The organism is Pseudomonas sp. WP18 (assembly GCF_036689585.1).
GTDB lineage: Bacteria > Pseudomonadota > Gammaproteobacteria > Pseudomonadales > Pseudomonadaceae > Aquipseudomonas > Aquipseudomonas chlororaphis_E.
Genome location: NZ_CP144758.1, coordinates 3,454,633 through 3,467,918 on the forward strand (window position 1 = coordinate 3,454,633; position 13,286 = coordinate 3,467,918).

A 13,286-nucleotide genomic window follows, 5' to 3' on the forward strand; every position below is an offset into this window, starting at 1 on the left:
CAGGCTCAACTCAGGACCACCACACCGCCCGGCAGCTCGGTGCATTTTGCCCCATAGGCATCGCGGATCAGCAGCGCCACGCCCGCCAGTTGGTCGAGGCGGAACCGCGCCTGGACCTTGCGCAAGCCCAGTTCGCGATTGAGCAGCAGCAACATGCCAGGGCGGTAGCGGTTGATTTCATCGATGACGCTGGCCAGGGTCGCGTCGTTGAACACCAGCACCTGGTCGCGCCAGGCAATGGCCGCCGAAACGTCGGCCTGCTGGGGCGTGCCGACCCGCGCGGTGTCGTAGGTCAACTGCATGCCCGGTTCCAGGCGAAAACGCTGGCCCCGCACCTCGACCTGGACGATGCCTTCAAGGCAGGTCGCACAGACCCGCTGATCGGTGTAGCGAACGTTGAAGCGCGCTTTGGCGGCGCTGATCCAGCCGGCTCCGGCCTGGACGCTGACGGCCTGGGTGCTGCGCCCCAGCACTTCAATCTCGCCGCCGAGCAACTCCAGGCCGGCCCCGCCATCGTTCAGGGCACGGCGGCTGAGGCGCGTCTGGGTGTTCAGTTCCAGGCTGACGCCGTCGGCCAGCTCCACCCGGCGCTGCTCGCCGACATCGGTCACATAGTCGGCGCCCAGGCCGGACACGCCACCCGGCACCGTCGCCCGGATCAACAGGAAACCGGCCGACGCCGCAATCGCACCCCCGAGCAAGGCCCGTCGGCCGAAATGCCGCGGCGCCTGCAATGCCGCGACCGCCGGTTGTAAACCGTGCCACAGCGCCTTGGCCTCCTCGAACGCTTGCGCGTGTTCGGGGCTCTGCCCGCACCATTGGCGCAGGGCCCGGGCATCGGCCACGGTGGCGCGCCCCGAGGTGAGCAGGATCAACCAGTCTCGGGCCTCGCCGGCCAACCGGGCCCGGGGCGTGGCGTCAGGGGAAGTGATGCTGAAGATATTCAAGCGCAAACACACTCGCGAATGGGTCGGGTCTCTACTCTCAAGACGGTTTTCCCGCGCCGGGACCGAACCGCTGAATGACTTTTCTTTCCAGACGCAGGGCGCAATGCCCCAGCGCAGCCTTGACTTCCTTTTCCACCATGCGCGTGGAAATGCCGAAACGCTGGGAGATTTCCAGGTGCGGTGCTTCTTCCAGGCGCGCGGCAATGAAGATCCTGCGCCGCCGCGCCGGCAGCTCGTACAAGGCCTTGAGCAGGATCTGCAACTCCTTCTGCCCGCCCACCACCCGGGCCGGGTCCTGCGCTTCATCCGAGACCTGCAGCAACTCCTCGACTTCATCGCCGGTGAGCAGCCGGGCATCGGCCTGGCGGCGGTCGGCCGCGATGTTCAGGGCCATGCGGTACAAATAGGCGTTGGGCTGGGCGATCTCCTGGGTGTCGACCATGCGATCGACCCGCAGGTAGGTTTCATGCAGCACATCATTGGCCAGTTCCTCGGAACCCAGGCGCCGACGCAGGCGTACCTTGAAATCCTCATACGAGGTGAGGAACAGCTTCACCAATGGGCTGCGGCCGATCTCTTTCATCGCCCGGACACCCCTTCCCCTGCTGTGCATTCCATGCTTCTTCCTGATGAGTCGGGTAACAAGAGCAGGGTCACCGGCTGGCGCAGCGAACTGGGCGCCGGGCGGTCGATCCTGAGGTTTTGCAAGCTGTTGACCAACGCCTTGTCCCGCAGCAGATCACCCGTGGAACTGACCAGGCGACTGTGCTGGACCACCCCGTCACGGCCGATCCAGATCTGCAACACCGCCCGAAAGCTGCCCGGTTGGGTCAACGGCGAGCGACACAGGTTGCGTTGGATCACCGTCTGGATCGCGGCGGCGTAGTTGCTGTCGCTCAGGCCCGGCGTGACACCGGCAGGCAGCGCCACGTCGCGGACCTGCACCGGCTGCAACGTGAACGCGTCCGCCCGGGCGTAATGCGCCGCCAGCCCGGTCCCGCTGAGCAGCACTCTCAACCCGTCGGCGGGTGTGAACCGCCCCTGGACGCCCAGCGTCTGGCGTTGGCTCGACAGCTGATGGTCCACCAGCACCGCCATGCCCGTCGCGCGGCTGAATTGCTCCAGCGCCGTGGTCAGCGCCTGGGGCGCGATGTCCAGGTCCACCAGGCTCGCCGCCTGGACAGGCCCGGTCAACAGGCACCACGACACCACCAGCCAGCCCAAGGGCGCCCAGGTCAAACCACGTCTGCCCCCGCCCCCGGCTCTGCCCTGCTGCACGACTGACGTATCCGTTGAAAACCGTCATCCTGAGGGGTGTTTATGAATGTCGTATGACATCTGATACAAATCCCCAGCAGCGCACTAGACTGATGCCCTGACAACGCACCGTCCCCCTGGGACGGGCCAGGAGGTCGGTGATGAAACAGTGGATGCGCATGACAGCAGGCCTCGGTCTGCTGCTGGCCCTGCCCTGGGCCCAGGCGGAAGAGGCGCCGGCGTGTATCGAGGTGACGGTCGGCGGCTACAAGACCCCGGACTACAACTGCCTGAGCCGGCAGATGGGCAATGACCCGCAAGCGGCGGCTACCGCGCAACGGGCCCGGGAAGCGCTGGACGTACCCGTCAACGAACGCGCGCCGAATAGCCTCGGCCTGGTCACCCCGGCAGCCACCGGGGTGCGTATGGGCAATGCGTTTGGCAACTCGGTGAAACCGCAGCGCCCCCCTGCTGCGCCGAACAACTCACCGTTGCCCAAGTGACGATGCTGCCCTCGCCACAGGATGGCATCCAGACATGAGTTGGCAGGTCATCAACCGCCCGGACGCTGGCGAAAACTCACCGCTAGGCGGTTCCAGCTGCTGATGGTGCTGATCGCCAGGGTCAGGTCTACCAACTCTTCCTCGCTGAAGCAGCCGCGGGCCAGGGCGTAGACCTCGTCCGGCACCTGGCTTCGGACCAGCCGCGTGACCGCTTCGGTCCAGGCCAGGGCGGCATGTTCGCGGGGAGTGAAGAAACCGCTGTCACGCCATACCGCTACGGCATACAGACGCCGCTCGGTTTCGCCCAGGCGGCGCGCCTCCACCGAATGCATGTCGGTGCAGAAGGCGCAGCCGTTGAGTTGCGAGGCGCGGATCTTGACCAGGTGCAGCAGCGCCGGCTCGATACTCAGGCGACTGGTCATGGCTTCCAGGCCGATCATGGCTTTCATTGCCCCCGGGGAGGCACTGTAGTAATCCAGACGCGGGCTCATGGCGGGCTCCGTGGCGATTGAAGCCTTTACGGTAGGCCCTGGGGGCGTTCGGCGACAGGTCCAATTCGTCGAAAAATCCGGGACCAGCACGCAGCAGGCCAATCGGCGGGATTTTCTCCACGCAACTTCAAAGCAGCGGCACAATGCGGGTAATCTTGCGCCTTTGACGCTGGCCGCCAGCAATCGCCCAGGAGCCTGCGGGTATGGAACTTCATGTTGTCATCAACGGCCGCAAGGACCTGGCGGGCCAGCTGTATCAACAACTGCGCAGCGCCATCGAAGGCGGTCGCCTGGCCGCCGGCACGCAGTTGCCGCCCAGCCGCCTGCTGGCCGAGCAACTGGGCATTTCCCGCAAGACCGTTTCCGACACCTACGCGCAGCTGACCTACGAAAACTTCCTCACCGGCATCATCGGCAAGGGCACCTACGTCAATGCGCGACCGGCCCGGATCGTGCGCAAGCAAAGCCACCGCGAACTGGCCGGCGCCGAGGTGGTCGAGGCCTGGCGCACCATGCCGGACCTGATGCGCCATCCGACCCTGGAAGGCGCCCTGCGCTACGACTTCATCGGCGGCGCCACCGGCAAGGGCCAGTTCCCCCTGGACGACTGGCGCCGCTGCACCGCCCATGCACTGCGCCAGATCGCCAGCGCCAAGGGTTTCTATAGCCAGCCCGAAGGCCTGCCGGCGCTGCGCAACGCCATTGCCCGGCACATCGCGTTTTCTCGCGGGGTCAATTGCCAGGACGATGACGTGGTGGTGTGCAACGGCGCGCAGCAGGCCCTGGACCTGATCTCGCGAGTGTTGACCCGCCCCGGCAGCCTGGTGGCCATGGAAGATCCGGGCTATCCGCCGGCACGCTTGCTGTTCGGTTCCCAGGGCGCGACGGTGACCGGGGTGCCGGTCGACGAGCAAGGCATGCGCGTGGACCTGATTCCTGACGGCACACGGCTGATCTATGTCACGCCGTCCCATCAGTTTCCCCTGGGGATGCCCATGAGCCAGGCCCGCCGCGAAGCCTTGCTGGCCCGGGCCTACGAACTGGGGGCAATCATCATCGAAGACGATTACGACAGCGAGTTCCGCTACGAAGGCCGGCCCGCCGATTCGCTGCAGAGCATGGACGAGCGCGGGATCGTGGCGTATGTCGGCACGTTCTCCAAGACGTTGCTACCCGAACTTCGCCTTGGCTACGCCATCCTGCCGCCGGCGATCCTCGAAGCGGTGATCCTGGCCAAGCGCCTCACCGACCAGCACACCTCCACCCTGCCGCAATGGGCACTGGCCAAGTTCATCGCCGAGGGTTGCTTGCTCAAGCACATCCGCCGCTGCCACACGCTGTACGCCGGTCGACGCGAGCGCCTGCTGGCGCGCATGGCCGGGGATCTGTCGCCGTGGTTCGACGCCGTGCCCACCACGGCCGGCTTCCACATGGCGGTGTTGTGCAAGGTGCCGATCGACCTGGCGCTGGTGATCGAACTGGCGAAAAAAGCCGAGATCGGGCTGTACAGCCTCGAAGGCTTCTTCAATGAAACGCCGGTACGACCGGGCCTGTTCTTTGGCTTTGGCGCCATCGAGACCCTGGACATCGACATCGCCCTGGACCGTCTGCGCGACATCTTGCAGCAAGTCGCCTGAGCCATTGGACTGGGGATTTATCGGCCCATTGGCTGTTTGAGCATGGACCCGACGGGCTTATCCTGCACGGGTGTCATCAAGGGTTGAGTAACATCCGTCCGACTTGATTCAGGAGCCCGAACAATGTCTCGCCACGTGATCAATACCGTAGAAGTGCAGGCCGCCGCCGGGCGTTCGGAGGAACTGGGCCGGCAGTTGCAGCAGATCGTCGAAACCCTGCGGGCTCTGCCGGGCTGCGATGCCTACCTGGTCGACCGTTGCCCGGAAGACGGCGACCGTTGGAGCGTCAGCGGCCGCTGGCAGTCGGAAGCGGCCATGCAGGCCCACTTCAACTGTCCCGAGGTACAGGGCTTCATCAGCCTGATCGACAACCGCCTGGCGCGCAGCGTGGACTTCAACAGCTTTCCGATCGTCTGATGCCGCGTCGTGCACACAAACCCGTGGCGAGGGAGCTTGCTCCCGCTGGGTTGCGCAGCAGCCCCTTTTATGAGCGCTTCGCACTCAAGCGGGAGCAAGCTCCCTCGCCACAGGTTCGGGGCTCGCCAATTGCGTATGGGTAGATCTCGATTGGTCTACCCACCTTCCGAAAGATTGGACGTTTGTTTGCCAGGACATGGGGCTTAGGGTGGGTTCATCGAGAACCACTCAACCAAAAGGTCCTACCGCCATGAAAGCCCTCTACCTGATCGCCGCCCTCAGCTTGCTGCCCGTTACCCCAGTGCTCGCCCACGACGCGGCCCCTTCGGAAAAGGTCAATGTGTTGCAGGAAAAAGCGCTGAAAAACCTGCCCGGCAAAAAAGCCATGATGCTGACCGTGGACTACGCCCCGGGCCAATCCTCCATCGCCCATAAGCATGAGGGCACGGCGATGGCCTATGTACTCGAAGGCGCCATCACCTCCCAGGTCAAAGGTGAGCCGGCCGTGACCTACAAGGCCGGGGAGTTCTGGTATGAAGCCGCAGGCTCCGAGCACCTGGTGTCGAAGAATGCCAGCACCACCGAACCGGCGAAGCTGCTGGTGTTCATGGTGTTGGGCGAGAAAGAAGCGGTGTTGATTCCCCTGAAGAACTGACACGGGCTTGCTCGCGAGTGCAGTGGCTCAGCTGATGAAGAGGTTGACTGGCCCACCGCTTTCGCGGGCAAGCCCGCTCCCACAGTGCTGTTTGGTGGGCTCGAGGGGTGTGTTCGCCACGGATCCCCGTGTGGGAGCGAGCTTGCTCGCGAATGCAGTGCGTCAGGTGATGAAGAGGTTGACTGACCCACCGCCTTCGCGGGCAAGCCCGCTCCCACAGTGCTGTTTGGTGGATTCCGGTCCGAACGGGGCGAAAAAAAACCCGCATCTCTCGATGCGGGTTTTTTCATTTCAACGCCGGATCAGTTGGCCGTCACGACCGTCTGACCTGCTAGCGCCAGGTCCAGCAGTTCGCGGTTGGCGACTGCGTACATGGCGTAGTCGGTGCCGCTGGCGGCACGGATGTCTACCAGCATCGCGCGCCAGCGCTCGACCATGTCCTGGTGCTGCTCCAGCCACAGGGCCAGGCGGGTTTCCACGTCCTGGCTACCGTCGCCCTCTTGCAGGACCGAGATGGTGATCGCCCGTTGCTGCCAGTCGACATCATCGCGGAACGCCTCGCGGGCCAGGGCCTGCCAGTTGTTTTCCACCGGCAATGCGCTGATCTGTTGCAGGTACCAGGTGACGTCCAGGGCACTGCCCACGGCGAAGTAGGCCTTGGCCACGTCCGCGGCGTTCTGGCCGGTGACGTCCGATGCCTCGATGATCGGCAGCAAGGTGTACAGGTGGGTGGTGCCTGCAACCATGCGCGCCAGCAACTCCGGCACACCGGCGGCCACGTAGGCCTGGTAGCGGGTCTGCCAACCTTCGCGGGTCGGACCTTCCAGCAGTTCGTCGAGCTTGAGGCCCAGCGCCGCCAGGTGCGGACCGAAGTGAGCGACGTCGCGGGCGGCGTTCTGCTCGTTGCGGCGGCTGCGCAGGAACCAGCGAGTGGCGCGGCGGCCCAGGCGCATCAGCTCATCCATCAGCTCCAGTTGCACGTCGGCGGAAACCTGGTGGTCCAGGGCCTCGATCTGACGGAACCAGTGCGGGAGATGGAAGATGTCACGCACGATCACGTAGGCACCCGCCACGTTCGCCGGGCTCATGCCCGTGGACTCCTTGAGCCGTTGAACGAAGGTGATACCCATGTGGTTGACCAGGTCGTTGGCGATCTGGGTGCTGACGATCTCGCGCTTCAGGCGATGGCGGCGCATGGCCTCGGAGAACTTGCTCACCAGCGTTGGCGGGAACGCGGTTTCCATGTCACGGGTCAGGTAGTCGTCATCCGGGACCAGGGAGTTGAGCAGCGCTTCCTTGAGGTCGATCTTGCTGTAGGAGATCAGCACCGACAGTTCGGCACGGGTCAGGCCATGGCCTGCCGCAACGCGTTCGGCCAATTGCTCTTCGGTAGGCAGGAACTCGATGGCACGGTCCAGCTTGCCCCGCGCTTCCAGGTCGTTCATCAGGCGTTTGTATTCGGCGATCCGCACGAATGCACGGCGGGCCGCCAGGGACAGCGCCTGGGTCTGCTTGTAGTTGTTGCCCAACACCAGGCCGCCGACTTCGTCGGTCATGCTCGCCAGCAACTGGTTGCGTTGCTTATCGGTCATGTCGCCAGCCTGCACCACTTCGTTGAGCAGGATCTTGATGTTCACTTCGTGGTCGGAGCAGTCCACGCCACCGGCGTTGTCGATGAAGTCGGTGTTGGTGGCGCCGCCATGCAGGCCGAACTCGACGCGACCCAGTTGGGTCATGCCCAGGTTACCGCCCTCGCCCACGACCTTGCAGCGCAGCTCGTTGCCGTTCACGCGCAACGCATCGTTGGCCTTGTCGCCGACGTCGGCGTGGCTTTCGGTGCTGGCCTTGACGTAGGTGCCGATACCGCCGTTCCACAACAGGTCCACCGGTGCCTTGAGCAAGGCGTTCAGCAGTTCGGTCGGGGTCAGTTTGTCGGCGCTGATGTCGAAGCGCTCTTTCATCTGTGGCGAGATGGCGATGCTCTTCGCGCTGCGCGAGAAGATACCGCCGCCTTCGGACATGATGCTGGTGTCGTAGTCGGTCCAGGCCGAACGCGGCAGGTCGAACAGGCGCTTGCGCTCGGCGAAGCTGCTGGCCGGTTCCGGGTTCGGGTCGATGAAGATGTGCAGGTGGTTGAACGCGGCCACCAGTTGCAGCTTGTCGGACATCAGCAAGCCGTTGCCGAACACGTCGCCGGCCATGTCGCCGACGCCCACCACGGTGATGCTGTCTTGCTGGACATTGATGCCGCGCTCGCGGAAGTGGCGCTGCACGCCAACCCACGCGCCCTTGGCGGTGATACCCATTTTCTTGTGGTCGTAACCGGCCGAGCCACCGGAAGCAAAGGCATCGCCCAGCCAGAAGCCGTAGTCGATGGCGATGCCGTTGGCGATGTCGGAGAAGGTCGCGGTGCCCTTGTCGGCCGCCACCACCAAGTACGGGTCATCGTCGTCATGGCGCACGACGTTGGCCGGCGGCACCAGGGCGCCGTCCTTGAGGTTGTCGGTGATGTCCAACAGGCCCGAGATGAAAATGCGGTAGCAGGCGATGCCCTCGGCCGCGATCTCGTCGCGGCTGCCACCCAGCGGCAGGCGACGCGGCAGGAACCCGCCCTTGGCGCCGACCGGCACGATCACCGAGTTCTTCACTTGCTGGGCCTTCACCAGGCCGAGCACTTCGGTGCGGTAGTCTTCTTCACGATCGGACCAGCGCAGACCGCCACGGGCAACGTTGCCGAAGCGCAGGTGCACGCCTTCGACCCGCGGCGAGTAGACGAAGATCTCGAACTTGGGCACCGGCTTGGGCAGTTCGGGGATCAGGTGCGGGTTGAACTTGAAGCTGAAGTAGGACTTGTTCTGGCCGTTGGCGTCGGTCTGGTAGAAGTTGGTCCGCAGTGTGGCCTTGATCAGGTCCAGGTAGCGACGCAGGATGCGGTCTTCGTTGAGCACCTGGACGTCGTCCAGCGCCGTGAGGATCGCCTGTTCCAGGCGCAGCTGCTTGTCTTCCAGGTCCTCGGCGCTGAGTTTGCGCGCCAGGTAGAAGCGGGTCTTGAACAACCGGGTCAACTCGCGGGCGATGTCGGTGTGGTTGTTCAGGGTGCTGGCGATGTAGCCCAAATCGAAGCCCAGGCGGATCTGCTTCAGGTAACGGGCATAGGCACGCAGCAGCGCCACGTCGCGCCATGGCAGGCCGGCGGTCAGCACCAGGCGGTTGAACGCGTCGTTTTCGGCATCACCGCGCACGATGTGCACGAACGCATCCTGCAACGTGTCGTTGAGCTGCTGGATATCCAGGTCCAGGCCTTCGGCGGCGGTGAACGCGAAATCATGGATCCAGAACTCGCGGCCATTGGTGTGGCGCAGGCGGTACGGGAATTCACCCAGCACCCGCAGGCCGAGGTTTTCCAGGATCGGCAGGACGTCGGACAACGCCAGCGGCGTGTCGGCGTGATACAGCTTGCAGTGCAGCTCACGCTGGCCGGAAACCTGGCCCAGCGGCTGGTAGAAGCTCATCACCAGCGGGTTCTTTTCATTCAGGCTCAGCAGGTGTTGCATGTCGACCACGGCCGAGTGCGCGGCGAAGCGCTCGCGGTAGCCGGCCGGGAAGCCTTTGGGGAAGTCGGCCAGTACATTGGTGCCCTGGGCTTCGCCGAAGCTCTCGATCACCAGGCTGGCGTAGTCGTCCTTCCAGCTGCGGCAGGCCTGGACCACTTCTTTTTCCAGCAGCAGCGGGTCGATGTCGATCCGGTTCTTCGGGTCCACTCGCAAGATCAGTTGCACGCGCGCCAGGACGGATTCGGAGAAGAACGTCCAGAACTCGCAGTCCGTGGCCTTCAGGCGGTCCATCAGCACCTGCTGGATCTTCTGCCGCACTTCGGTGGAATAGATGTCCCGTGGCACGTAGGCCAGGCAGTAGCAGAAACGCCCATACGGGTCTTTGCGCAGGAACACGCGGATCTTGTTGCGTTCCTGGATCTGCACGATGGACATCACGGTGCTGAACAATTCGTCGACCGGGGTCTGGAACAGGTCGTCACGGGGCAGCACTTCGACCACCTGGGCCAGTTCCTTGCCCAGGTGCGCCTTGGCCTGGAAGCCCGAGCGACGCTCGATTTCCTCGACCTTGCGCCGGATGTACGGGATGACCCGGACACTTTCGCCGTACACCGAGGAGGTGTACAGGCCCATGAAGCGGCATTCCTTGATGACCTTGCCGTTGGCGTCGATTTCACGGATCGACACGTAGTCCGGGTACGCCGGACGGTGCACGCGGCTCGGGTGCGCGGCCTTGGCGAACGACAGCAGGGTTGGTTCGCGCAGGTAATTGACGGCGTAGTCTTCGATGCGCAGGTCATCGGCGGTGAGGCCAGCGCGCAGCAGCTTGGTCAGGCCCAGGAAGGACTCGGGGTTGTACTCGATGTGGCCGCCATCGGCGTCTTCACGCACCACGAACTCTTCATAGCCGAGGAACGTGAAGTGGTTGCCCACCAGCCATTCCAGGAAGCTCTTGATCTCGCTCTTTTCGTCGGCATCGATGACGTGGGCGCTGTCGTCCAGGCCCGCCAGGATTTCCTGGACCTTGGCCTTCATCGGCTCGAAATCGGCCACCGCCACGCGCACTTCGCCCAGCACTTGCTCGAGTTCCTTGGTCAGGACACTGAGTTCGGTGGCGTTGGCGCAGCGGTCGATTTCCAGGTACATCAACGACTCTTGCAGGATGCCGTCGCCCTGGGTGCCCTTGGGCAGGATTTCCAGCAACTCGCCCTTGCTGCCGCGACGCACGCTCAGGACGGTGGTTTGCAGGGTATGGATGCTGTAGCCGCGACGGTTCAGTTCGGTGCGCACCGAATCCACCAGGAATGGCAGGTCGTGGTGCAGCACTTCCACTGCCGTGTGCGTCGACTGCCAGCCGTGGCGTTCGTAGTCGGGGTTGTAGACACGCACCTGCGGTTGCGCGTGGTCGAAGCGCTCAAGCAGGCGCCAGGCAGACAGGGTGCAGCCGGCGAGGTCGGACAACCGGCGTTGGGTGAGTTCATCGAGGGAAATGATGCCGAAGAATTGTTCAGCGAACAGCGCCACTTGTGGCAGTGCCTGTTCACTGATGTGCTGCGCCAGTGCCGCTTGCAGTTGGTGCTGGAAGTCGGCTTTGCTGGCTGCGGTGAAGAACGCCATCTGTGGTACTCCGCTTGGGCTTGTTATTGATGGAAGCGTCGCGTGCAGCCCCTTTCGGGGCCGTCGGCCATCCCGTTCCTGATTCTCGGGCAGAGGAAACAGGATGACAGGTGGGTGAAGCTGGACGGGACCCGCAGGTCACATTCCTTTTCCATGTAATTTCCATGTAATGAACACCTGCAAAAAACACCCTGGGGGCGGCCTTTGCAGGAGCACATCCGTTGCGCAGCTTAACGAGTGCGATCAGGTGCCTGCTTGCAGCGCTGCGACATATTCGGTCATCGGCTAGCTGTCTGGCACAGACGTCCTGAACAACCCTAGCAGCCCGAGGGCCAAACGGCACCCCGGGGCATGAAATCCCATGCAGGTTGTGCGCCGGTTAGCAGTAACCCTGCAGAAAATCATCGAGGCTGGCAAACTCCTCCTTTTGCACCCGCAGGGCTCATTGAGCCAGGAGCCATCACCATGCAAATGACCACCGCCCTTCTGATCGCCAACCCGTGCGACGACGAAGAAGACAACATGGCCATGCTCTGCTGCCACAGCACTCAAGGCGACATGTTCCTGATGACCCGCTACCCCGACGAAGACAGCCTGGAGATCGCCCTGGATGGCGAACCGTCGACCCTGGACGGGGTCAAGGTCACTCTCAGCCCGACCCTGCTGAAAGTCGAAATCGCCGCGACGGACGCCGATGCACTCAATGGCGATGATGTGCTGGAGATCACCCATGACACCGATGAAGCGGACCTGGCCGAGGTGGAGCTGACGTTGCAGAACATTCTCAGGGATGTGGGGACTTACATCAGGCTGGTTTGATTTCAGCGTTTGTACGGCCGCCTTCGCGAGCAAGCTCGCTCCCACAGGGGATCGACACGGCACCTCAAGCCATTGTGGGAGCGGACTCGCTCACGAAGACGTCAGGTCAGTCACCACCTTCTTCACTGACCCACCGCCTTCGCGAGCAAGCCCGCTCCCACAGGGATCGACACGACACCTCCAACAATTTTCGGCAAGCCCGAATCCGGATCACGCCCACACCGCCGGTCGCCCCTCTCGCACAATGCCCTTGACGACCCATCGGGTTCTGAGGTTTCCTGAAACCGGTTTCAGAGCCGCTAATAACTCCAACAGGCAGGTTTACAACCGTGACTTCCTTTTCCGCCGCCCAGCGCAGCCGCGTGACCATGCTTGACGTCGCCGAACGCGCCGGGGTTTCCAAGGCCAGCGTCTCGCGCTTCATCGGCGAGGATCGCGCCCTGCTTTCCGAGGCCATCGCCCGGCGCATCGAGCAGGCGATCAGCGAGCTGGGCTATCGCCCCAACCAGATGGCCCGCGGCCTCAAGCGCGGCCGTACACGCCTGATCGGCATGCTGGTGGCCGATATCCGCAACCCCTATTCAATTGCCGTGATGCATGGCGTGGAAACCGCCTGCCGTCGCCATGGCTACAGCCTGGTGGTGTGCAACACCGACCGCGATGACGAACAGGAACGCCAGCACCTGGCCCTGTTGCGTGCCTACAACATCGAAGGGCTGATCGTGAACACCCTGGGCCATCACCGTGACGAGTTGCTCGAACTGCGCCGCGAAATGCCCCTGGTGCTGGTGGATCGCAAAGTCGATCGGCTCGAAAGCGACCTGGTGGGGCTGGACAACCCGGCGGCGGTGACGATGGCGCTCGACCATCTCGAACAACGCGGCTATCGCGACCTGCTGATGGTGACCGAGCCGTTCGACGGCACCAGTTCGCGGATCGAGCGGGTCGACAGTTTCAAGTCGGGCATCGAGCAACGCCCTGCCCTGGCCGGTGCCGTGGTGGAAATCTGCGATCAGTTGAAGGCCAGGCTCCAAGCCTTCCTGGCCCAGCCTGGCCCGGGTCCCAAGGCGCTGTTCTGCGCCAACGGTATCGCCGCCCTGGCCGCCACCCAGGTGTTGCGGGAATTGGATTGCCACCTGTTCGACGACGTGGGCCTGATCGCCCTCGACGACCTGGACTGGTACCCGCTGGTGGGCAGCGGCATCACCGCCCTGGCCCAACCGACCGCCGAGATCGGCGCCCGCGCCTTCGAGTGCCTGCTCAAGCGCTTGCGGGGCGACAACGGGCCGATACAAACCCTGGATTTTGCAGCGCAGCTGATCGAGCGCGGGTCGACGCGGGGGGTGGTTCGGTGAAAGTGCCTTTCGCGAGCAAGCTCGCTCCCACAGG

At 63.8% G+C, this 13,286-nt stretch carries 11 protein-coding genes; 6 read left to right on the plus strand and 5 right to left on the minus strand.

Features of this window, described 5'->3' with window-relative positions; all coding sequences use genetic code 11:
• Window positions 1-5: 5 nt before the first annotated feature.
• From V5F23_RS15180 to V5F23_RS15190, 3 genes are read right to left on the minus strand one after another with little or no spacing between them, the layout of a single operon-like run.
• A complete protein-coding gene (locus V5F23_RS15180; RefSeq protein WP_047739525.1) occupies window positions 6-947 on the minus strand; it encodes a FecR domain-containing protein in 942 nt (313 codons plus the stop codon).
• Window positions 948-984: 37 nt separating this feature from the next.
• Window positions 985-1,530, minus strand: coding sequence for a sigma-70 family RNA polymerase sigma factor (locus V5F23_RS15185; protein WP_042732043.1), 546 nt, complete (start codon window positions 1,528-1,530; stop codon window positions 985-987).
• Entirely contained in the window at window positions 1,527-2,159 is a 633-nt protein-coding gene (locus V5F23_RS15190) for a secretin and TonB N-terminal domain-containing protein (RefSeq protein ID WP_042732049.1), read from the minus strand. Before V5F23_RS15190 ends, V5F23_RS15185 begins: the two co-directional genes overlap by 4 nt.
• Window positions 2,160-2,365: 206 nt before the next feature.
• On the opposite strand from V5F23_RS15190, the gene V5F23_RS15195 reads away from it, so the two are divergent.
• Entirely contained in the window at window positions 2,366-2,707 is a 342-nt protein-coding gene (locus V5F23_RS15195) for a hypothetical protein (RefSeq protein ID WP_042732044.1), read from the plus strand.
• Window positions 2,708-2,757: 50 nt separating this feature from the next.
• On the opposite strand, the gene V5F23_RS15200 is transcribed toward V5F23_RS15195, so the two are convergent.
• Entirely contained in the window at window positions 2,758-3,198 is a 441-nt protein-coding gene (locus V5F23_RS15200) for a carboxymuconolactone decarboxylase family protein (RefSeq protein ID WP_212802641.1), read from the minus strand.
• A gap of 203 nt (window positions 3,199-3,401) precedes the next feature.
• Here V5F23_RS15200 and V5F23_RS15205 point away from each other — a divergent pair, with 203 nt between their 5' ends.
• The 3 genes from V5F23_RS15205 to V5F23_RS15215 all read left to right on the plus strand — a co-directional run bounded on the left by V5F23_RS15205 (window position 3,402) and on the right by V5F23_RS15215 (window position 5,907).
• Window positions 3,402-4,835: a PLP-dependent aminotransferase family protein gene (locus V5F23_RS15205; RefSeq protein ID WP_042732046.1), complete on the plus strand. Its 1,434-nt coding sequence runs from the start codon at window positions 3,402-3,404 to the stop codon at window positions 4,833-4,835.
• A gap of 123 nt (window positions 4,836-4,958) precedes the next feature.
• Window positions 4,959-5,252 carry a putative quinol monooxygenase gene (locus tag V5F23_RS15210; RefSeq protein WP_047737828.1) on the plus strand — a complete coding sequence of 98 codons (294 nt, stop codon included), beginning with the start codon at window positions 4,959-4,961 and terminating at the stop codon, window positions 5,250-5,252.
• A gap of 250 nt (window positions 5,253-5,502) precedes the next feature.
• Window positions 5,503-5,907, plus strand: coding sequence for a cupin domain-containing protein (locus tag V5F23_RS15215; protein WP_212802642.1), 405 nt, complete (start codon window positions 5,503-5,505; stop codon window positions 5,905-5,907).
• 302 nt (window positions 5,908-6,209) lie between these two features.
• Here the strand turns inward: V5F23_RS15215 and V5F23_RS15220 are convergent, their stop codons facing one another.
• The gene (locus V5F23_RS15220; RefSeq protein WP_042732100.1) at window positions 6,210-11,078 is read right to left on the minus strand and encodes an NAD-glutamate dehydrogenase; all 4,869 of its coding nucleotides are present in this window, start codon (window positions 11,076-11,078) and stop codon (window positions 6,210-6,212) included.
• A 465-nt stretch (window positions 11,079-11,543) separates the two neighbouring features.
• On the opposite strand from V5F23_RS15220, the gene V5F23_RS15225 reads away from it, so the two are divergent.
• Both V5F23_RS15225 and V5F23_RS15230 read left to right on the plus strand, forming a co-directional pair.
• Window positions 11,544-11,897 carry a hypothetical protein gene (locus V5F23_RS15225; RefSeq protein WP_042732099.1) on the plus strand — a complete coding sequence of 118 codons (354 nt, stop codon included), beginning with the start codon at window positions 11,544-11,546 and terminating at the stop codon, window positions 11,895-11,897.
• A 329-nt stretch (window positions 11,898-12,226) separates the two neighbouring features.
• Window positions 12,227-13,252 (plus strand): LacI family DNA-binding transcriptional regulator, encoded by a 1,026-nt coding sequence (locus V5F23_RS15230; RefSeq protein WP_152622971.1) that lies wholly within the window; start codon window positions 12,227-12,229, stop codon window positions 13,250-13,252.
• Window positions 13,253-13,286: the final 34 nt, after the last annotated feature.

Coding starts and splice junctions, on each gene's coding strand:
- V5F23_RS15210 (WP_047737828.1), top strand. CDS start 4,959: ATGTCTCGCCACGTGATCAATACCGTAGAAGTGCAGGCCGCCGCCGGG.
- V5F23_RS15200 (WP_212802641.1), bottom strand. CDS start 3,198: ATGAGCCCGCGTCTGGATTACTACAGTGCCTCCCCGGGGGCAATGAAA.
- V5F23_RS15215 (WP_212802642.1), top strand. CDS start 5,503: ATGAAAGCCCTCTACCTGATCGCCGCCCTCAGCTTGCTGCCCGTTACC.
- V5F23_RS15205 (WP_042732046.1), top strand. CDS start 3,402: ATGGAACTTCATGTTGTCATCAACGGCCGCAAGGACCTGGCGGGCCAG.
- V5F23_RS15220 (WP_042732100.1), bottom strand. CDS start 11,078: ATGGCGTTCTTCACCGCAGCCAGCAAAGCCGACTTCCAGCACCAACTG.
- V5F23_RS15185 (WP_042732043.1), bottom strand. CDS start 1,530: ATGAAAGAGATCGGCCGCAGCCCATTGGTGAAGCTGTTCCTCACCTCG.
- V5F23_RS15225 (WP_042732099.1), top strand. CDS start 11,544: ATGCAAATGACCACCGCCCTTCTGATCGCCAACCCGTGCGACGACGAA.
- V5F23_RS15195 (WP_042732044.1), top strand. CDS start 2,366: ATGAAACAGTGGATGCGCATGACAGCAGGCCTCGGTCTGCTGCTGGCC.